The organism is Gluconobacter cadivus, from assembly GCF_015244745.1.
Lineage (GTDB): Bacteria > Pseudomonadota > Alphaproteobacteria > Acetobacterales > Acetobacteraceae > Gluconobacter > Gluconobacter cadivus.
The window spans coordinates 216986-236044 of the sequence record NZ_JABCQI010000005.1 but is presented as its reverse complement, the minus strand read 5'-3'; the positions used below and the strand labels follow the sequence as shown (position 1 = coordinate 236044).

19 protein-coding genes are annotated in these 19059 nt (G+C 60.3%); 15 read left to right on the top strand and 4 right to left on the bottom strand.

From position 1 onward, the window contains the following. The 3 genes from HKD28_RS09295 (at position 1) to HKD28_RS09285 (ending at position 4306) form a co-directional block, all read left to right on the top strand. Positions 1 to 1002: a peptidoglycan -binding protein gene (locus HKD28_RS09295; protein WP_194268007.1), complete on the top strand. Its 1002-nt coding sequence runs from the start codon at positions 1 to 3 to the stop codon at positions 1000 to 1002. Between the two features lie 84 nt (positions 1003 to 1086). After that, entirely contained in the window at positions 1087 to 2889 is a 1803-nt protein-coding gene (gene lepA / locus HKD28_RS09290) for a translation elongation factor 4 (RefSeq protein ID WP_194268006.1), read from the top strand. A gap of 10 nt (positions 2890 to 2899) precedes the next feature. After that, positions 2900 to 4306: a glycosyltransferase family 2 protein gene (locus HKD28_RS09285; RefSeq protein WP_194268005.1), complete on the top strand. Its 1407-nt coding sequence runs from the start codon at positions 2900 to 2902 to the stop codon at positions 4304 to 4306. Here HKD28_RS09285 and HKD28_RS09280 read toward each other — a convergent pair. Continuing rightward, positions 4297 to 4854, bottom strand: a complete 558-nt coding sequence (locus HKD28_RS09280) for a biliverdin-producing heme oxygenase (protein ID WP_194268004.1) — start codon at positions 4852 to 4854, stop codon at positions 4297 to 4299. The two genes, HKD28_RS09285 and HKD28_RS09280, sit on opposite strands and share 10 nt — an antisense overlap. Positions 4855 to 4966: 112 nt before the next feature. On the opposite strand from HKD28_RS09280, the gene HKD28_RS09275 reads away from it, so the two are divergent. The 3 genes from HKD28_RS09275 to HKD28_RS09265 all read left to right on the top strand — a co-directional run bounded on the left by HKD28_RS09275 (position 4967) and on the right by HKD28_RS09265 (position 9364). Continuing rightward, positions 4967 to 7105: an AsmA family protein gene (locus tag HKD28_RS09275; RefSeq protein ID WP_194268003.1), complete on the top strand. Its 2139-nt coding sequence runs from the start codon at positions 4967 to 4969 to the stop codon at positions 7103 to 7105. An 85-nt stretch (positions 7106 to 7190) separates the two neighbouring features. Further along, entirely contained in the window at positions 7191 to 8522 is a 1332-nt protein-coding gene (locus HKD28_RS09270) for an NCS2 family permease (RefSeq protein WP_194262425.1), read from the top strand. A gap of 59 nt (positions 8523 to 8581) precedes the next feature. Further along, a complete protein-coding gene (locus tag HKD28_RS09265) occupies positions 8582 to 9364 on the top strand; it encodes a hypothetical protein (RefSeq protein ID WP_194262383.1) in 783 nt (260 codons plus the stop codon). Between the two features lie 121 nt (positions 9365 to 9485). On the opposite strand, the gene HKD28_RS09260 is transcribed toward HKD28_RS09265, so the two are convergent. Both HKD28_RS09260 and HKD28_RS09255 read right to left on the bottom strand, forming a co-directional pair. Then, positions 9486 to 9965, bottom strand: a complete 480-nt coding sequence (locus HKD28_RS09260) for a hypothetical protein (RefSeq protein WP_194262382.1) — start codon at positions 9963 to 9965, stop codon at positions 9486 to 9488. Positions 9966 to 9974: 9 nt separating this feature from the next. After that, positions 9975 to 10319, bottom strand: coding sequence for a hypothetical protein (locus tag HKD28_RS09255; protein WP_099286825.1), 345 nt, complete (start codon positions 10317 to 10319; stop codon positions 9975 to 9977). 168 nt (positions 10320 to 10487) lie between these two features. Here HKD28_RS09255 and HKD28_RS09250 point away from each other — a divergent pair, with 168 nt between their 5' ends. The 8 genes from HKD28_RS09250 (at position 10488) to HKD28_RS09215 (ending at position 17908) form a co-directional block, all read left to right on the top strand. Next, the gene (locus HKD28_RS09250) at positions 10488 to 10742 is read left to right on the top strand and encodes a sulfurtransferase TusA family protein (protein WP_194262381.1); all 255 of its coding nucleotides are present in this window, start codon (positions 10488 to 10490) and stop codon (positions 10740 to 10742) included. A 97-nt stretch (positions 10743 to 10839) separates the two neighbouring features. Beyond that, positions 10840 to 11103: an exodeoxyribonuclease VII small subunit gene (locus tag HKD28_RS09245; protein ID WP_099286827.1), complete on the top strand. Its 264-nt coding sequence runs from the start codon at positions 10840 to 10842 to the stop codon at positions 11101 to 11103. Beyond that, a complete protein-coding gene (locus tag HKD28_RS09240; RefSeq protein ID WP_194268002.1) occupies positions 11100 to 12005 on the top strand; it encodes a polyprenyl synthetase family protein in 906 nt (301 codons plus the stop codon). Before HKD28_RS09245 ends, HKD28_RS09240 begins: the two co-directional genes overlap by 4 nt. Before the next feature lie 4 nt (positions 12006 to 12009). Beyond that, positions 12010 to 13992 (top strand): 1-deoxy-D-xylulose-5-phosphate synthase, encoded by a 1983-nt coding sequence (dxs, locus tag HKD28_RS09235; RefSeq protein ID WP_194268001.1) that lies wholly within the window; start codon positions 12010 to 12012, stop codon positions 13990 to 13992. Between the two features lie 7 nt (positions 13993 to 13999). Then, positions 14000 to 14761 (top strand): TlyA family RNA methyltransferase, encoded by a 762-nt coding sequence (locus tag HKD28_RS09230; RefSeq protein ID WP_194268000.1) that lies wholly within the window; start codon positions 14000 to 14002, stop codon positions 14759 to 14761. 80 nt (positions 14762 to 14841) lie between these two features. Then, positions 14842 to 16065, top strand: a complete 1224-nt coding sequence (gene rlmN, locus HKD28_RS09225; protein ID WP_194267999.1) for a 23S rRNA (adenine(2503)-C(2))-methyltransferase RlmN — start codon at positions 14842 to 14844, stop codon at positions 16063 to 16065. A 77-nt stretch (positions 16066 to 16142) separates the two neighbouring features. Next, positions 16143 to 17375, top strand: a complete 1233-nt coding sequence (locus HKD28_RS09220; RefSeq protein ID WP_099286832.1) for an argininosuccinate synthase — start codon at positions 16143 to 16145, stop codon at positions 17373 to 17375. A 26-nt stretch (positions 17376 to 17401) separates the two neighbouring features. Beyond that, positions 17402 to 17908 (top strand): FKBP-type peptidyl-prolyl cis-trans isomerase, encoded by a 507-nt coding sequence (locus tag HKD28_RS09215; RefSeq protein ID WP_099286833.1) that lies wholly within the window; start codon positions 17402 to 17404, stop codon positions 17906 to 17908. 27 nt (positions 17909 to 17935) lie between these two features. Here the strand turns inward: HKD28_RS09215 and HKD28_RS09210 are convergent, their stop codons facing one another. Then, a complete protein-coding gene (locus tag HKD28_RS09210; protein WP_194267998.1) occupies positions 17936 to 18478 on the bottom strand; it encodes a thymidine kinase in 543 nt (180 codons plus the stop codon). Positions 18479 to 18573: 95 nt separating this feature from the next. On the opposite strand from HKD28_RS09210, the gene HKD28_RS09205 reads away from it, so the two are divergent. After that, on the top strand, positions 18574 to 19059 hold the full coding sequence (locus HKD28_RS09205) for a c-type cytochrome (RefSeq protein ID WP_328749773.1): 486 nt from the start codon (positions 18574 to 18576) through the stop codon (positions 19057 to 19059).

Here is a 19059-nt window from a genome sequence, read left to right as displayed (position 1 = left end):
ATGGCCCGGCGCAGACGCGGATCTCACAACGCCCTTGATGCCTGGCCCGGCTATGTGGACGCCCTGTCCACCCTGCTAATGGTCGTTACCTTCGTCCTACTCGTCTTCGTCGTGGGGCAGCAGTTCCTGTCGGTCTCGCTGTCACGACGCGAACACACGCTCGACGCCCTGCAGAAGCAGCTGGCCGAACTGTCGCACATGCTGTCGATGACGGAAGACAAAAATAAAAGCCTGTCTTCCACCGTCGCCACCCTGTCTGACGAAAAACAGCATAATCAGGCCCAACTTCAGACTCTTTCGACACAGATCGCTGCCCTAACGGGACAGCTTCAGTCGAAGGATCAGGCCCTCGCCTCAGCAGACGACACAAGCAAACAGCAGAACAGCAAGATTTCTGACCTTCAGGCGCAGGTTGAAGAATTGACCCGCCAGCTTCAGGCGATCAGCAACGCTCTCGACCTCGAAAAGAAAAACGAGCAGGGCAAGGATGCCCAGATTGCGGACCTTGGCAACAAGCTCAATCTGGCGCTGGCGGACAAGGTCAATCAGCTCAAACGCTACCGATCCGAGTTCTTTGGACGTTTGCGAGACCTGCTGAAAGACCAGAAAGGCGTGAATGTCGTGGGAGACCGCTTCGTCTTCCAGTCGGAAATCCTGTTCCCGCAGGGCAGTGCCGAACTGACGCCGGAAGGCCGCAAAGAAATCACGACGCTTGCCCACACTTTCAAACAGGTCGCCTCAACGATTCCGACGGATCTTCCGTGGATTCTGCGCGTGGATGGTCATGCTGACCGCCAGCCGATCCACAGCGCATTTCCCAGCAACTGGGAACTGTCGTCGGAGCGCGCCATCACGGTGGTCAAACTGCTGATTGCCGAGGGCGTGGACCCACGTCATCTGGCCGCGACGGGCTTCGCCGACTACCAGCCTCTGGACGCGGCCACCACACCGGCGGCCTATGCCAGAAACCGCAGGATCGAGTTCCGTCTGACGGACCGCTGATCCCACTCCAGCCTGCCTTTTGACGAAGGCAGGCTTTTACGCAGATCTACTGACATTTCTGCAATAATCCCGTATGTAGCAGCCATGACCGATACCCCGCTCTCCCTTATCCGCAATTTCTCGATCATCGCTCACATCGACCACGGCAAATCGACGCTGGCCGATCGCCTGATCCAGGCCTGTGGCGCGTTGACCGCGCGCGAGATGAAAAATCAGGTTCTCGATTCGATGGAACTTGAGCAGGAGCGCGGGATCACCATCAAGGCACAGACTGTGCGCCTGACCTATCCGGCCAAGGACGGCAAGGTTTACACGCTGAACCTCATGGACACGCCGGGCCATGTCGACTTCGCCTATGAAGTCAGCCGCTCGCTCGCTGCCTGTGAAGGCTCGCTTCTGGTCGTCGATGCCTCTCAGGGCGTGGAAGCCCAGACGCTGGCGAACGTCTATCAGGCACTCGACGCCAACCATGAAATCGTCCCGGTCCTGAACAAAATCGACCTTCCGGCCGCGGAACCTGAGCGCGTCCGCGCCCAGATCGAGGAAGTTGTCGGAATCCCCGCCGATGACGCCGTCGAAATCAGCGCCAAGACCGGCATCAATATCGAAGGCGTGCTCGAAGCCCTCGTCCAGCGCCTCCCCGCCCCCACGGGTGACGCCGAAGCCCCGCTTCAGGCCCTGCTGGTCGACAGCTGGTACGATGCCTATCTGGGCGTCATCATTCTCGTCCGCATCAAGGACGGCCGCCTCAAGCGTGGCGACCGCATCCGCATGATGCAGACCGGTGCCACCTATCACGTCGATCAGGTCGGCGTGTTCCTGCCCAAGATGCAGTCGGTCGAAAGCCTGGGTCCGGGCGAGATGGGCTATATCAACGCCGCCATCAAGACCGTCGCGGACTGCAATGTCGGCGATACCGTCACCCTTGACCGCCGCCCTGCCGAGAAGGCCCTTCCGGGCTTCAAGCCATCCATTCCCGTCGTGTGGTGCGGCCTGTTCCCGATCGACGCGGATGATTTCGAAAAACTGCGTGACAGTCTTGCGAAGCTGCGTCTGAACGATGCGTCGTTCCACTTTGAAGCCGAGACATCGGCGGCACTGGGTTTCGGTTTCCGCTGCGGCTTCCTCGGATTGCTGCATCTGGAAATCATTCAGGAACGCCTGTCCCGCGAATTCAATCTGGACCTCATCGCAACCGCGCCGTCCGTGGTCTACAAGATGCACATGACGGATGGCACGGTCGAGGATCTGCACAACCCTGCGGACATGCCGGAGTTGAGCAAGATCGAAACCATTGATGAGCCGTGGATCAAGGCCACCATCATGGTGCAGGACGAATATCTCGGCCCGGTCCTGACGCTGTGTTCCGAACGTCGTGGTGTGCAGGTGGACCTGACCTATGTCGGCAACCGCGCCATGGCCGTCTACCGCCTGCCGCTGAACGAAGTGGTGTTCGATTTCTACGACCGCCTGAAATCCATCAGCCGTGGCTACGCCTCCTTCGACTATCAGATGGACGGCTACGAAGAGAGCGATCTGGTCCGCATCTCCATTCTCGTGAACCACGAACCGGTCGATGCCCTTTCCTTCATCTCGCACCGCACCGTCGCCGAACAGCGTGGCCGCTCGATCTGCGGCAAGCTCAAGGATCTGATCCCCAAGCAGCTCTTCAAGATCGCCATTCAGGCCGCCATCGGCTCCAAGGTCATCGCCCGTGAAACGATCGGCGCGCTGTCCAAGGACGTGACGGCCAAATGTTATGGCGGCGATATTTCCCGTAAGCGCAAACTTCTGGACAAACAGAAGGAAGGCAAAAAGCGCATGCGGCAGTTCGGTAAAGTCGAAATCCCCCAGAGCGCCTTCCTCGCCGCCCTGAAAATGGACTGAGACCTGCCCCATGTCGAAAAGCGCCGCCATCCTGTTCGTTCACAACGAGGTTGATACGATCGGATGGTGGCTGGCCCATCACGCGACAGTCGGTTTCTCGACCCTGATTGTCTGTGACGATCATTCGACGGACGGAACCAGTACGGTCCTCTCAAACGCCGCCACGCTTTACGACATCCGGCTCCAGTCCGCCGATACGACGCTCCCCACACGACTGGAACGTCAGACCCGATTCCACGAAAACGCACTCGCACAGGGCCGCGACGAGTTCGACTGGATGATGATTCTGGCGGAGGATGAATATCTGCATTTCGAGACCGCCCGATCGGTCTCCGAATTCACGACCGCTGCGACCGGAACGACAATTCCCGTAAACTGGTGCCTGTTAGGCTCTTCCGGACGCCTGACGCCCTCGGCCTTCTCCCCGGTCGAGACCTTCACCCGTCATGGCCTTCTCGGCCTACCGGATCACCGCATTGTGCGACATCTTGTTCAGCCACGCTCTCTCGAAGCCGCCCTGCCTGATCCCTTTTCGGCGTTGGATAGAAATGCCGTCTGGGACGACGCGCGGATTCTTCACTTTGCCGCCAGAGACCGGGAAAGTTTCTTCAAGCGCGATTCTAGCGCGACGCCCGAGCAGGCCTGGAACAACTTCGACCGCAATGATGCTGAATATGGCGGCGCGCACCGCTGGCTTCCCGAAAGCCGCCGGATCGCCTCATTCCTGACCCAGGCGTCGTTGACCGATCTTTATTGGCGCCTCAAGACCGTCATGTCTCATGCGGATAAGTCCGCTCTACAAAAACTTGGCCTGACACCCGCTCAGCTTTCCGTGTCTTCGTCCTCCCGCTCACAACCGAAATTTCGCTTCTGTACGCTCGGGGAAACGCCGCGTCTGATGCTGGATATGCAAACCGGCTCTTTCGTTCCTGTTGGAGCGACGGACACGGATTTCGGGCGCTATAATCCGCTCGTCATGGCTTTGGAAGTATCGGACACCGATATCTGGAACGCGTGCCTGTTCGTGGAAAACCCACTGCCCGGCCGATATCTCCCGCTCGCAGCCTCGCCGACGCTCCTGCCCATGATCCCGCTCCGCATCAAAATTGCTGAAAACACCGTCCAGTCCCCCGTCAGCGGCAATGATATCCATATCGCCATTCCCGACCATCGCCTGACGGAAATCGACGCGACGATGAGTCTCTACAGCCGCATGACATCTTTCATGGTTCTGACGGCGGAAGGCCATAACCTCGCGGGATTACTGCGCGGAATTGAAAGACTTCCCGCAGCAGATGCCAGCGCCCTGGGATGCGCGGTTGCTATGCTGCCGTTCGAGGAGGCCGAGCGCCTATCCGATGCTTTTCCGGGTGTTGTCCCAAGGAATGTGCGGCCGGCCCGACTGCCTCAGGCCTGAGAACCGGCGCTATTGCGGAACAGGTCAAACGTCAGGACTGCTCCTGCCGTAACAGCCTTACGCTGTGCCACATCGCTCTCGTTCAGAGAGTGCTCCAGATGTGCCAGAAACTCCGGCCATTCCCCTTTCTGATGGAACGCCGACAGATACGCCCGGGGCAAACCCTCAGCCACACGCGCCGAAAGCACCCGGCCGCCAAGGCGTGATCCCTCCAGAACATACAGCACGCCCAGCGCCATACCGTCATGCTCGGGAAAGATGTCCTGACGCGCTGCAGGAACTTCAAGCCCCATCTGCCGCAGATCCTCCTTCAGCAGTTCCGAGCGTGAACGCCATGATGGCAGCACACTCGGATGCTTCGCGAGATAGGTCTCGGCCGTCAGAAGCGCGCCTGCATGAGCTGTCAGAAACGCACCGTAGGATTCTCGATCTGCAAGATTGAAACGCGAAAAAGCTTCATCCACGGCTTCATGCGCCTTTCGGCTGACACGTCGCAGTTCTGCAAGGCCTGAGCCGTTCTGACTGCCGATGCGTTCAACCGTGTCCATCCGTCCCGATCTTCCTGTCTTTTGTGAAACCGTTTCTGGTTCTGTCCGTAATTAGAGCGACTTGCAACAACCAGATCCGTCTCGACACACCACAAGTTCCGGAGAAACGCCGTTGAGCAGCACCCCGCCCCGAACACCTTCCCCTTCTGACAACCCTCTCGCCGGGCGGGGGAAGCGACACCGGCGCCTGAAAACCGCTGGCGGTATTGTCGGAGCGCTGGTGGCCGCCCTCATCGTGCTGATCCTGGTCTGGCAATGGGACTGGTTCGTTCCCTACATTGACCGCAAGGCCACAGCAGCCCTGCATCGCCCCGTCAGCATCGCGCATCTGCATGTTCATCTTGGCTTCAAACCAACAATTACGGTCGATGATCTGAAAATCGGCCAGCCCGAGGGCTTCGGAAAAGAAAAAGACGACTTTGCCTCAGCTCACGCCATCACGGTTAAGGTCGATGCATGGCGCTACCTGACAGGTGGCGGTCTCTCCGTGCCACTGATCCGTGTCGACGCACCAAAAGGCGACATCGTTTCACTGGCTGATGGCACGAACAATTATACGTTCCCCTCATCGTCCGACACACCCTCCCAGACAGCGTCACCTTCAACAACATTGCCCAAGCTCGGCAAGATCGAGATCAATGACGGCGATGTCCGTATAGCGATGGCAAAGCTGAAGACGGACATGCACGTCCTTATCCATACCGTTCCGTCAAAAGACGGCGACGACGGGCATATCGTCATTGATCTTGAAGGCCGCTACGCCCGCGCACCCATCACGGGTCATATCGTTGGGGGCGCCCTTCTGGACATCACAGACACCACGCATCCCTATCCAATCGACGGACGCCTCGCCAACGGCCCCACCTACATCACTCTGCGCGGCACGGTTGACGATCCGATCCACTTCCGCGGTACCAATCTTGCACTGCATTTTGCCGGTCCGGACATGGCGCTCCTTTACCCCCTGACGGGCGTACCCATTCCGGAAACCCCGGCCTATAGCGTCACCGGCAATCTGGCCTATTCCGACCGCGCAATCCGTTTCCAGAAATTCGAAGGCCATATGGGCTCTTCGGATATCGGCGGAGACATCAATGTCAATCCGCATCAGAAACCGATCTTTGTGGATGCGGCCCTTCATTCCCATCAAGTGGATCTGGCGGATCTGGGCGGCTTCATTGGCGCACAGCCCGGCGAAGCGAAAAAAGCCGAACCGGCCAGTACCCGCGTACTGCCTGACAAGGCCATCAATGTCCCGAAACTCAATGCCGCCAACGTGCATCTAACCTATCACGGCGATCACATCCGCAATAAAAACTGGCCTCTGGACAATATTGATACCGAACTCGACATCCATGACGGCGCCATTGACCTCAAACACCTGACCTTTGCCACCGGGACAGGAACCATTTCCGCAAATGCTACGCTTGAGCCGACCAAAAACGCGCAGTTCCACACCCGCTTCCGTCTGGACGTCTCCCGCCTTCCCCTCTCCCGCATCATGACATCCAAGGACATGTTCCAAGGTGAAGGCACTATTGGCGGTCATGTAACGCTTAATTCGACTGGCAATTCGGTCGCAACGCTGGTCGAAAACGGCAACGGCGGGACGACACTGGTTCTGGACCGCGGGGGGGATGTGACGGCCCTTCTTCCCGATCTGCTGGGGCTCAAGCTCGGCTCGGCCATTCTGTCTGCGCTTGGAATTCCGGATCGCTCAAAACTGGAATGCCTCGTGGCGGACCTGCCGCTCAAGAACGGTATTGTGCATACCGATGCAATGCTCCTGCAAACCGGTACTACCCGGACAAGCGGCACTGGCACCGTCAATTTTCATAAGGACACACTGGACTACGCCATCACCACCCGCTCGATCGGACCACAGATCCTGTCCCTGCCCGGCGCGGTCCATATTTTCGGCCCGATCAACAGCCCCACAATTCTGCCGGGTGCGGAACTGATCGGCCGCGTCGCAGCCTCTGTGGGGCTTGGGATCGTCTTCCCGCCCGCAGCTCTGATCCCGACCATCCAGCTTGGTGTCGGCAAGGGCTCGGCCTGCGAAAAAGCCATTCTGGAAGCCAATGAACATCCCGCCGCCGGGATCGCACCCGGCGCCACCACAGGCTCAGGCCCCAGCAGCATCCCGCACCCGGCACACCCACAGACAGCAACGCATCCGCAAGCCTCACACCACCACCTGTCTCCGGCAGAGATCCACAAAGCATGGGAGAAAAAATCGAACCCGAAATGAAAAGATACGCTCCGGGTCGTGGCAGAACCAGCTTTTTTGACTATAGCTTGGCCCAGCCATCCCCTGCCCCCGGAGTGTCCGCTTGCTGCTATCCAGACTCGACCGCTGGTTCCATATCACGGCCCGCGGTTCAACGATCCCGCGTGAGGTCATTGCCGGACTGACGGTCTTCGGGGCCATGGCCTATATCGTGGCCGTCAACCCGGCCATCCTTTCGGCGGCAGGTCTGGACCGTCACGACATGGTCATGACCACGATCGCCGGCGCAGTCGCGGGCACGCTGCTGATGGCGCTCTGGGCCCGCCTGCCCATCGCCCTTGCCCCCGCCATGAGCAGCAATGTCCTGTTCGCACAGGTTGTCGTGCAGCAAGCCCATGTCAGCCCGCGCACAGCCTTTACGGTCGTCTTGTTCAGCGGACTGTGCTTTACCGCCCTCTCCCTGAGCCAGATCCGTCAACGCATCATCCGCGGCTTTCCGCCTTCGATCGTGCTCGGGATCCAGATCGCACTCGGTGCCTTCATCGCCCGGATCGGTCTAATGACGGGCGGCATCGCCGTTCCTTCGCCCGAAGGTCTGACATTTGGCTCCCTGAGCAACCCGTCCGTCCTGCTCAGCATGGCTGGCGTCGTCCTGAGCGCCATTCTCGTCGTCCTGCGCGTCCCGGCCGGGCTGCTCCTCGCCATCCTCACCATTACCATCGCCGGACTGTTCATCCACACGCCCTCAGGCCCGATCACGCATCTTCCAGCCCAACTTCTGGACTGGCCGCATTATCCGACCAACCTGTTCCTTCCTTTCGATTTCCACGAATATTTTTCCCACCTCGGACTCCTCGTCCCCATCACGCTCTATTTTCTGCTGAGCGATTTTTTCGACGCAACCGCAACAATGATGAGCGTCGCCCACCGCGCAGGCCTGGACGGAACGGTTGAAAAACCTGCGCTCGATCACCGCGCTTTCGGTTCCGATGGAGCGGCCAGCATCATCGGTGCCTCGCTCGGAACCTGCACGGTCTCCGCCTATGTCGAGAGTCTGGCAGGCGTAGAAGCCGGCGGCCGCACGGGTCTGAGCGCACTGGTCGTCGCCGTCCTGTTTGCCCTGTCTTCCGTTTTCTGGCCACTCATCACCGCCATTCCCGCGATCGCCACAGCGCCCGTGCTTATTCTCGTGGGACTAAACATGCTCGGCAGCCTCAGCCGTGTCGCGGAAACACCCGCAGAAGCCATTCCGCCCCTGATGATGCTGCTGATTGCAGGCGTGACCGGTAATTTCATGCTGAGCCTGTCCTGCGGCCTGCTGATCTACACCGCGCTCGCCGTCGCCACACGTCAGTTCCAGCGCCTAACGCCAATCGTCCTCGGTCTGGACGCCGCCTTCATCTTTTACATGGTTCTTCAGGCACACATGGGAGCATGAGGACTTTTTAAAGCGCGGTTTTAATTCTTTTTTCATAGCTTCAGGGCAGGCTGCCTCGCATGACTTCCTGCCCCCCCAGTCCGCGCCACATCTTCATCGCCACGCCCTGCTTCGGTGGCACCATCACACTGAATTACATGCAGTCCCTCATCGGCTGCATGGCCACAGCACCGGCCCATAATCTGCAACTCACCCTGTCCACAATCGGCAGTGACGCCCTCATCACGCGGGCCAGAAACACGCTTCTGCATCAGTTCGTGACCATGACCGATGCCACCCATCTTCTTTTCATCGACAGCGATATCGGCTTTTCCATAACCGACATTCTCGCCCTGCTGGATGCAGACCGCCCTCTGATCGGAGGGGCCTACCCCCTGAAATCCCATTACTGGGACCACGATACGGATCGTTTCATTGCCGCTGGCGAAGAGCCCAGAACAGCCAGCCTACGCTATGTCGGAGACTGCGCCGCCCTGCACGATGACAGCGCACCGGGCGAAATCGCGAACGTCTCCTATATCGGAACCGGATTCATGCTCATGACCCGTCAGATGCTCCTCGACATGATCGCCCACTATCCCGAAACCCGTTACAGCCGCATCGACGCGAAGTCCGAAGGCCAGACTTCGCAAGCACCCTCGTCAGACGCCTATGCCCTGTTCGACTGTCTGATCGACCCGGAAACCCGGACCTATCTTTCCGAAGATTTCGCCTTCTGCCGCCGCTGGATCACAATCGGAGGAAAGGTCGCCCTCCACCGCGGTCTGTCGCTGACTCATACAGGCAGCACGACGTTCAAAGGCGACCTGTCTGCGCGAACGCTGCCACTTTCTACACCCTGAACCTCAAACGGCGCATTTTCCGGCATCATCTGCCACTATTCGGTCATATTAAACCGGTTTAAACAGTCGTGCGGTGTCGGGAGCGTGATGCATACATTCCCCGACACCGCTCCCACTCTCTTCAGACCATAACCGCCTGACGGAAAAACGGGATGTTGGCCACAGGGTCAGCCGCCCCTGCAGCCGTGTTGTAATACTGCTTGTGAAAACGGCTCAGAACGGCCGGATCGCTCGACGACGGCAGGGAGACCGGCGTCCGGTAATACCGGATGCGGGCCATTGCCGATGCATATCTCAAATTGGAGACAAGCTGCGCGCTTTTGGGCAGATCCTGCGAAAGCATCCCCTCCAGAATCCGCTCGAACCTCCTGCCTGCCGGATAACACAGAAAGTTGACCCAGCAGTCGTCATGCGTTGCGGGCTCCATCTGCCACAAACCCAGAGCCGGGCCCCCACCAATCTGCCGGACATATGTCCCCCGACTTTCCGCAAGGGCCGTGCCCGTCACCAGATTGACCGCAACGTCCCCATCCAGCCCGAGCGCCGCCAGTGCGGGAGCGACCACCAGATGCTTGAGCTGGCCTGCATCAATTCCACTCATAGCCCCTCCTCACTTCGTGGTCAGAGACAGAGCAACATGCACCATGCCCGTCCCCAGAATGGATGTGACCAGTGTGATGATCCCCGTAATGACCGCCCGCCCCCCGATCAGCCGGTCCAGCTTTCCGTTGACCACACGATTCCCCTCATCAACCTTCGTCTCCAGCAATTTCATCTGATCCCGCAGCGACGAGATTTCCTGCCGCATCTCGGTCCGCAGTTCCTCATATCGATCCGAAAGCCCCCCCGCGATCGTCTCCAGCCGCAGAACCCGGTCCTCAAGCATCCGCAGCGTATAGGCGCGTCTCTCATTTCCATCAGCCAGACTGACTACCTGGCCTTCCCCGTCCGACATGCCGTCCCCCAAATAAAAAAAGCGCTCCCCGGAAGGAACGCTTTTGTGGCATTAAGCCATTAATATAGAAACAAGCACCTGATTTATCAATGAAAACCTGAAACCTTCAGGCAAGCGCACCAAAAGCCGACTTGGCCCCCTTCGGAGATAGGCGCATAATCGCGTCCCATGACTGTTCTTCCGACAGAAACACTTCTCGATCTGCGTGGTCTGGCCTGCCCCATGCCCGTCCTCAAAGCCAATCGCGCCCTGCGTGACATGGCCCCGGGTGCGAAGCTGCGCATCCTCGCCACCGACCGGGCCTCAGTGGCGGATTTCCAGTCCTATTGCCGCGAAACCGGCCATGCGCTCATTGCGTTCACGGAAACCGCAGGCATGCTTTCCTTCGTGATCCGGCGACGTGCAGAAACGTCACCCTCCTGAGGAAACTCCAGCGTTCCCGTGTGCGGGGCTGGCAAAAACTGTCTTCTGCCTGTAATCCCCTCGCTACCTTGTTCCAAAGTGTGCCTTGAGGCTTTTCATGCCCGAACCCATTGATGCCCCCATGGATGCCCTGTCTTTTGAGGATGCCCTGTCCGAACTGGAGAGGATCGTCCGTGGCCTTGAAGGCGGTCAGATGAAGCTCGAGGACGCTATTTCCGCCTATGAACGCGGTGCTGCCCTGCGCAGACATTGCGATGCGAAGCTGGGAGAGGCCGAGATGCGTGTGCGTGCCATCGTGCAGAACGATGACGGCACGACAGGCACGGAGCCTCTTGCCGATACCGGAGACTCCGGCCGATGAATGCCCCTACCCCGTCTGTTTCCCTGAAAGACGCGCTTTCCCGCGCCTGTGCCGAAATCGAAAGCACAATCGACGCCCTTCTGCCTATGGTTCCGGGAGACGAGTCCGTTCTTCTGGACGCCATGCGTTATGCCGCCCTTGGCGGCGGCAAGCGTCTGCGCGGTTTTCTGGCCGTCGAAGTGGCGACACTGTTTGGCGCAGACCGCGAAGCCGCCCTGCGCGTTGCCGCCTCGGTCGAACTGCTGCACGCCTATTCTCTGGTCCATGACGACCTGCCGTCCATGGACGACGACGACCTGCGACGCGGTCAGCCGTCCACGCACAAGCAGTTCGACGAAGCGATCGCGATTCTGGCAGGCGATGCTCTGCAAACCCGTGCTTTCGAAATTCTCGTCGAACCCGAAACCAGCCCCAACCCGGCCGTCCGCGCCAATCTGGCCCTCGCCCTCGCGCAGGCCTCTGGATCGGCTGGCATGGTCGGCGGTCAGGTCATCGATATCCGCGGCGAAGGCCGCGCCCTGCCGCTGGATCAGGTCCGTCGTCTGCACGCCCTGAAAACCGGCGCCCTCATCCGCTATGCCGCAGAATCCGGCGCCATTCTGGCTGATGTGGACGATGAACGCCGCGCTGCCATCGTCGCCTATGGCCGCGATCTGGGCACCGCGTTTCAGGTCGCCGATGACGTTCTGGATTCTACCGCTACCGCCGAGGAACTCGGCAAAACCGCTGGCAAGGACGAAGCCAGCGGCAAATCAACCTATGTCTCCCTGCTTGGCATCGACGGTGCCCGCGCCGAAGCCCGTCGCCTGAGCGACCGGGCCCGGGAGGCTCTTTCATCTTTCGGTGCACAGGCCGACGCCCTCAGGGCACTGGCAGATTATGTCGTCGAGCGCAGGAACTGATCCCATGAGCAAGAATTCCTCTACGATTCCTACCTATGGCCGCTATCCCGAACTGGATCGCGTCCGCTTCCCTGCCGACATGCGGAACCTGTCCGTCGATCAGCTCAAGCAGCTTGCCGACGAACTGCGCTCGGAAACCGTTGACGCCGTCTCCACCACGGGCGGCCATCTCGGCGCCTCTCTCGGCGTGGTCGAACTGACCGTTGCCCTGCACGCCGTCTTCAACACACCGGACGACCGCATCATCTGGGATGTCGGCCATCAGGCTTATCCGCACAAGATCCTGACCGGCCGCCGCGACCGGATCCGCACCCTGCGCCAGCCCGAGGGCCTGTCCGGCTTCACCCGTCGTTCGGAAAGCGAATACGACCCGTTCGGCGCAGCACATTCGTCCACGTCCATCTCGGCGGGCCTCGGCATGGCCGTCGCGCATCACCTGCGCGCGGAAGAAGACCCGAGCTATCACGAACGCAACGTCATCGCCGTCATCGGCGACGGCTCGATTTCGGCTGGCATGGCCTATGAAGCCATGAACAACGCCGCAGTCGCAGGCCCCGGCGCAAACCGCCTGATCGTGGTGCTGAACGACAACGAAATGTCGATCGCCCCCCCGGTCGGCTCAATGTCTGACTACCTGTCGCGCCTGATGTCTTCGCGCCAGTTCTTCAGCCTGCGCGATCTCGCCGGCAAGGTCGCGAAGCGCCTTCCGGGCAAGATCGAGCGCACCGCCAAGCGCGCCGAAGAATATGCCCGCGGCCTGATCACCGGTGGCACGCTGTTTGAAGAGCTCGGCTTCTATTATGTCGGCCCGGTCAACGGACATGACATGAGCCAGCTCGTGCCGATCCTGCGCAATCTGCGCGATGCCGACGATCAGGGTCCGATCCTGCTGCACATCATCACCGAAAAGGGCCGCGGCTACAAACCCGCTGAAGCCGCCGGTGACAAGTATCACGCTGTCAGCAAGTTCAACGTCGTCACGGGTGAGCAGAAGAAGGCTCCGGCCGGTCCGCCGAGCTACACGTCCATCTTCAGCCGCGAACTGATGCGCCGCGCCAAGACCGACGACAAGCTCGTCACGATCACGGCGGCCATGCCGTCTGGCACAGGTCTGAGCGCGTTTGCCAAGGCCTATCCGGACCGCTTCTTCGACGTCGGCATTGCCGAACAGCACGCCGTCACTTTCGCAGCCGGTATCGCATCCGAAGGTCTGCGCCCGTTCTGCGCGATCTATTCGACTTTCCTGCAGCGCGCCTACGATCAGGTCGTGCATGACGTCGCGCTCCAGAACCTTCCGGTTCGTTTCGCCATCGACCGCGCTGGTCTGGTCGGTGCCGATGGCGCCACCCATGCCGGTTCTTTCGACCTCAACTATCTGTGCTGCCTGCCGAACATGGTCGTGATGGCACCCTGCGACGAGATCGAACTACTGCACGCTACGGCGACGGCCTGTGAATATGACGCCGGTCCGATCGCCTTCCGCTACCCGCGCGGCAACGGTATCGGGCTTGATCTGCCTGAAAAGGGCGAAGTTCTGGAAATCGGCAAGGGCCGCATCGTCCGCGAAGCCCGCCGCGCTCCGAACGCCCGCGGTGGCGTCGCCATCCTGTCGCTTGGTCCGCGCCTGCATGAATCCCTGCGCGCCGCAGATCAGCTGGCCGCACAGGGCGTGCCCGTTACGGTCGCCGATGCCCGTTTCGCCAAGCCGATCGACAAGGCTCTTGTCGAAGATCTGGCCAACCAGCATGAAGTCTTCATCACGCTTGAAGAAGGGGCCATTGGCGGCTTCAGCAGCCTCGTCGTGCAGCACCTTGCCGAGACCGGCCTGCTGGACAAGGTCAAGTTCCGCCCGCTTGCCCTGCCGGATCGTTACATCGACCACAACACGCAGGACGCCCAGTACGAAGAAGCCGGCCTGACCGCGCCGAACATCGTGCATGTCGCAGCCACGGCTCTGGGCGTGGACGTCGCCCAGCAGTCCGCCTGAGCGACTGATGGCCAAACGCCGCGCCGACCAGCTCCTTGTTGACAGGGGGCTGGTCGAAAGCCGGACGCGGGCACAGGCCCTGATCATGGCTGGCCTCGTCTATACCAGCGACCGCCGGATCGCGAAGGCTGGCGACCAGCTTCCCGAGGATGCCCCCCTCGCCCTCAAAGGGCAGGACCATCCCTGGGTCTCGCGCGGCGGGCTCAAGCTGATTCACGCCATTGAACATTTCGGACTGGACCCGAAAGGCCGTATCGCCATTGACGTCGGCGCCTCGACCGGAGGCTTCACAGACGTCCTCCTGACCCACGGTGCCGAAAAGGTCTATGCCGTGGACGTTGGACATGGTCAGCTCGCCTGGAAAATCCGTTCGGACGAGCGGGTCGTCGTCATGGAAAAGACGAATGCCCGCGCCCTGACGGTCGAACAGATCCCCGAGCCCGCTGGAATCGTCGTTTGCGACGCGAGCTTCATCGGCCTGCGCACTGTCCTACCCGCAGCCCTTGAACTCACGACCCCGGATGCCTGGGCCGTAGCCCTCATCAAGCCGCAGTTCGAAGCGGGACGCGGCGAGGTTGGTGCGAAAGGCGTCGTCCGCGACCCTGCGGTTCATGAACGTGTCTGCGAAGAAATCCGGGAATGGTTCGCAGCCCTCCCCGGCTGGGACGTTCTCGGAATCGAAGCGAGCCCCATCACCGGCCCCGAAGGCAACCGCGAGTTCCTGATCGCTGCCAGAAAAACTGCTCCGGCCCAGCCAGACACGGAATAGTTTTCCAAAACGGTTTTCCCGGAAAGACCGCGCTTTTCCTTTGGAACTGCGGGTCTTCTCCGTGCTATGGCTCCGCCGTCATGACAGCCGCAATCCATCCCGACATCCGCCCCCGAATCAATTCCGTCGCCTCCGACGACCTGAACGCCGCCGAGCGCGAGCGCATTCATGCGAAATCCGCTCTCTTCGCACCGCCCGAGGCGCGTCTCGCAGACGGGCGACGCGATCTGGTGGGCCTGTCGCGCGAAGAGCTGGCCGCGCTCATGACGGATATCGGCGAGAAGCCATTCCGCGCCAAGCAGCTCTGGCATTGGATTTACCATCAGGGTGCGACCGATTTCTCGGCCATGACCACCATCGCCAAGCCGATGCAGGCCAAACTCGCCGAACATTTCGTCGTCAGCCGCCCCGAGACCGCAACCGAACAGACCTCCGTAGACGAAACGCGCAAGTTCCTCTTCCGCTTCCGCGACGGTCAGGAAGCCGAAACCGTCTATATTCCGGATCGTCGGGAAGACCGAGGTGCTGTCTGCATTTCCTCGCAGGTCGGCTGCACCCTATCCTGCACCTTCTGCCACACCGGCACCCAGAAGCTTGTCCGTAATCTCGGCCCTGCCGAAATCGTCGGTCAGTTCATGGCCGCCCGGGACAGCTATGGCGAATGGCCCAGCCCCAGCGCGGATATGCCACGCTACCTGTCCACGATCGTGCTGATGGGCATGGGTGAGCCGCTCTATAATTACGAAAATGTCGCAAAAGCCATGCGGATCATCATGGATGGTGAAGGCATCGCCCTCTCCCGCCGCCGCATCACGCTTTCGACTTCGGGTGTCGTTCCCATGATGGATCGCTGTGGCGAAGAACTTGGCATCAATCTGGCCATTTCCCTGCACGCCGTGACGAACGAACTGCGCGATCAGATTGTTCCGCTGAACCGCAAATACCCGATCGAAGAGCTGATCGCCGCCTGCCGCCGCTATCCGGCTGCGTCCAACGCGCGGCGCATTACCTTCGAATACATCATGCTCCGCGGCGTGAACGACAGCGAAGCCGATGCCCGCGAACTGGTGCGCCTGATCCGCGATTTGCCGGCCAAGGTGAACCTGATCCCATTCAATCCCTGGCCCGGCTCGGACTTCCAGCCGTCCAGCCGCGCCCAGATCGCCAAATTCGCCAATATCGTGATGGACGCAGGGTTCGCCTCCCCCGTCAGGGCAGCCCGTGGGCAGGACATCCTCGCAGCCTGCGGTCAGTTGAAAACCGAAAGCGAACGCCAGCGCCGTACAGCCGCATCGGATACCTGACACGCGCCCGGTTTCCCTCTGTCGGCTGAACTGCTAGAAACGCTCCTCAAACGAAACACACCAAGGACCACACCGTTATGAGTGCCCACCAGGACGTCAAGAAAGTTGTGCTCGCCTATTCTGGCGGCCTGGACACTTCGGTTATCCTTCGCTGGCTTCAGAAAACCTATAACTGCGAGGTCGTCACCTTCACTGCCGATCTCGGACAGGGTGAAGAGCTGGAGCCGGCCCGCAAGAAGGCCGAGATGTTCGGCGTCAAGGAAATCTTCGTCGAGGATCTGCGCGAAACCTTCGTCAAGGATTTCGTGTTCCCGATGTTCCGGGCCAACACGCTCTATGAAGGCCAGTACCTGCTGGGCACGTCCATCGCCCGTCCGCTGATTGCACAGCGCCAAATCGAGATTGCCGAAGCCGTCGGTGCAGACGCCGTGGCGCATGGTGCGACCGGCAAGGGCAACGATCAGGTCCGTTTCGAACTTGGCTATTATTCGCTCAAGCCGGACGTGAAGGTCATCGCACCCTGGCGCGAATGGGACCTGACGTCCCGCACGAAGCTCCTTGCTTTCGCCGAGGAGAACCAGATCCCCGTCACAAAGGACAAGCGCGGCGAAGCCCCGTTCTCCGTGGACGCCAATCTTCTGCACTCGTCTTCCGAAGGCAAGCTGCTCGAAGATCCGTCGATCGCAGCCGAAGAAATCGTCTTCCAGCGCACGATCTCGCCGGAAGCTGCTCCTGACGTCGCAACCGAAATCGCCATCGACTTCGTCAGCGGTGACCCGGTCGCAATCAACGGCGTTGAAATGACTCCGGCCACCCTGCTGACCCGCCTGAACGAACTGGGCCGCGACAACGGCATCGGTCGTCTCGACATCGTGGAAAACCGTTTCGTCGGCATGAAGTCCCGCGGCATCTACGAAACGCCGGGTGGCACGATCCTGCTGGCTGCGCATCGCTCCATCGAAAGCATCACGCTCGACCGCGAAGCTGCCCATCTCAAGGACAGCATCATGCCGCGCTATGCCGAAATCATCTATAACGGCTTCTGGTTCTCGCCCGAGCGCCGGATGCTTCAGGCCCTCATCGACACCAGCCAGCATTCCGTGACCGGCCGTGTCCGCATGCGCCTGTACAAGGGCAATGTGACCTGCGTTGGCCGTGAGAGCCCGAACAGCCTGTACGATACCCGCGTCGTGACTTTCGAGGACGACGAAGGCGCCTATAATCAGCAGGATGCGCAGGGCTTCATCAAGCTCAACGCCCTGCGTCTGCGGCTCGGCGGTCAGATCGGCCGTCGCGGCGGTACGCTCTGACTTCTCAACTGACTCCCCGGGAAACCATGACCAGTCTGATCCGTCTTACATCCGCTTTCGCCCTGTGTGGCGCCTTTGCCCTTGCGGGCTGCTCGGGCGCTCCCAAGCCGGTGGATGATTCCGACCTGACACCGGCGCAGTTCATGGCAAAAATCCATGCCCAGCCCGGCGTCAAGACCCTGCCGGACGGCCTGGCCTACAAGGTTCTCCAGTCAGGCCCGAAAGATGGTGACAGCCCCCATCACGGCTCCACCATCATGGTCATCTACGAGGGTCGCCTTCCAGATGGCGGCATTTTTGACAGCTCCGACCAGCACGGCAACGGCGCCTACATGGAAATGCCGCTCGACGGCCTTGTGCAGGGCTGGCTTGAAGCCCTTCCCATGATGCATGTGGGCGATGAATGGATGCTCTACCTGCCGCCAAACCTCGGCTACGGCAAGCGCTCCATGGGCATCATCCCGCCCAACAGTCCGCTGATTTTCAAGATCCGCCTTCTGGGCGTCAATAACGGCGGCGGCGGCCAGCAGTAACAGCCGTCATCTCTGCCGGAGCCGCCTTCAGGGCCGTTTCGGCAGGGTCCAGTGCGCCTCGCAGCGCGCTTCATAAAGTTCCTGATCGCCCGTCTCCAGCAGATGGCCGGTGTCATGGGTTTTCGCGGTCCAAGCGGCAGGCGCGCCACAGACATGACAGCGCGCCTTCAGGACAATAACGTCGTCTGCCTCTTCCCTCAGCCGCTCCATGACGTCGAACGGAACGCGCCGGTAGTCGGTATCCAGCCCCCCGACGGTCACATCCACGCCACGCGCCCGAACATCCCGGATATTTTCAACGATATCGCCCTGATAATGCGGCGCAACCCAGAACTGCCCCTCATCCAGAACGATATGGCCGTACCGGTCCGCATCTGCAGGCCATGTGTTCACCGACATCGCAGCGAGATGAGATCCATCCCGGCTGACAAGTTCGGAACCATCGCGCGTATCAAAGCCGGGTTTGAGGGCCAGAACATCCGTCTGCTTTTTCGCTGCGGCAATCAGATGCGCGGATTTCCCAGCAAACATCGGCCCCACATACACTACAAGACGGCCTCTGACGGTCATGGTTTCTCCTCCCGATAGCGCCATGAGCCCTATTACAGCCGATTTGCCAAGCCCCGGACTTGCTGAAACGGCTCTGAAAATGCGACAACGACACTGTGATCAGAATTGACCCAGCCGTCCGACTTCCCCTGTTTCTCGCCATTTTCATGGTGGCGGTCTTCGTTGTCGGTCATGCTTGGGAAAATCGCGCTCAGGCCCCGCGCGAATACGCTAATGAATGCAGCACCTGCCACCATGGCGGTCATGGTCAGGTTTCTGAAGTCGCCCCCATCTTCGGTCGCGTTGGCCCGATTGCCCAGTCCCCTGCCGGTCATCACTATCTTGTCGATGTCCTGCTTTACGGACTAAACGGCCCCATCACGGCGGGAGACGGCCATTACAACAGCTCCATGCCCTCTTTCCATCGCCTTTCCAACGACGAAATCGCCCGCATCCTGACATTCGTCGCAAGTCAGGAAATACCCGCAGACGCCCCCAAATTCACTGCCACTGACATCGCAGCCGCACGAGCTCATCCGATGTCGGCGGCGGATGTCCTGCAGGAACGCCAGAGGCTGGACCTGCAAACCCCCGTTCATTGA

What these genes read in the sequence shown, in the direction of transcription:
- HKD28_RS09295 (WP_194268007.1), top strand. Translation starts at nt 1, where the DNA reads ATGGCCCGGCGCAGACGCGGATCTCACAACGCCCTTGATGCCTGGCCC.
- lepA (WP_194268006.1), top strand. Translation starts at nt 1,087, where the DNA reads ATGACCGATACCCCGCTCTCCCTTATCCGCAATTTCTCGATCATCGCT.
- HKD28_RS09285 (WP_194268005.1), top strand. Translation starts at nt 2,900, where the DNA reads ATGTCGAAAAGCGCCGCCATCCTGTTCGTTCACAACGAGGTTGATACG.
- HKD28_RS09280 (WP_194268004.1), bottom strand. Translation starts at nt 4,854, where the DNA reads ATGGACACGGTTGAACGCATCGGCAGTCAGAACGGCTCAGGCCTTGCA.
- HKD28_RS09265 (WP_194262383.1), top strand. Translation starts at nt 8,582, where the DNA reads ATGACTTCCTGCCCCCCCAGTCCGCGCCACATCTTCATCGCCACGCCC.
- HKD28_RS09260 (WP_194262382.1), bottom strand. Translation starts at nt 9,965, where the DNA reads ATGAGTGGAATTGATGCAGGCCAGCTCAAGCATCTGGTGGTCGCTCCC.
- HKD28_RS09255 (WP_099286825.1), bottom strand. Translation starts at nt 10,319, where the DNA reads ATGTCGGACGGGGAAGGCCAGGTAGTCAGTCTGGCTGATGGAAATGAG.
- HKD28_RS09250 (WP_194262381.1), top strand. Translation starts at nt 10,488, where the DNA reads ATGACTGTTCTTCCGACAGAAACACTTCTCGATCTGCGTGGTCTGGCC.
- HKD28_RS09245 (WP_099286827.1), top strand. Translation starts at nt 10,840, where the DNA reads ATGCCCGAACCCATTGATGCCCCCATGGATGCCCTGTCTTTTGAGGAT.
- HKD28_RS09240 (WP_194268002.1), top strand. Translation starts at nt 11,100, where the DNA reads ATGAATGCCCCTACCCCGTCTGTTTCCCTGAAAGACGCGCTTTCCCGC.
- dxs (WP_194268001.1), top strand. Translation starts at nt 12,010, where the DNA reads ATGAGCAAGAATTCCTCTACGATTCCTACCTATGGCCGCTATCCCGAA.
- HKD28_RS09230 (WP_194268000.1), top strand. Translation starts at nt 14,000, where the DNA reads ATGGCCAAACGCCGCGCCGACCAGCTCCTTGTTGACAGGGGGCTGGTC.
- rlmN (WP_194267999.1), top strand. Translation starts at nt 14,842, where the DNA reads ATGACAGCCGCAATCCATCCCGACATCCGCCCCCGAATCAATTCCGTC.
- HKD28_RS09220 (WP_099286832.1), top strand. Translation starts at nt 16,143, where the DNA reads ATGAGTGCCCACCAGGACGTCAAGAAAGTTGTGCTCGCCTATTCTGGC.
- HKD28_RS09215 (WP_099286833.1), top strand. Translation starts at nt 17,402, where the DNA reads ATGACCAGTCTGATCCGTCTTACATCCGCTTTCGCCCTGTGTGGCGCC.
- HKD28_RS09210 (WP_194267998.1), bottom strand. Translation starts at nt 18,478, where the DNA reads ATGACCGTCAGAGGCCGTCTTGTAGTGTATGTGGGGCCGATGTTTGCT.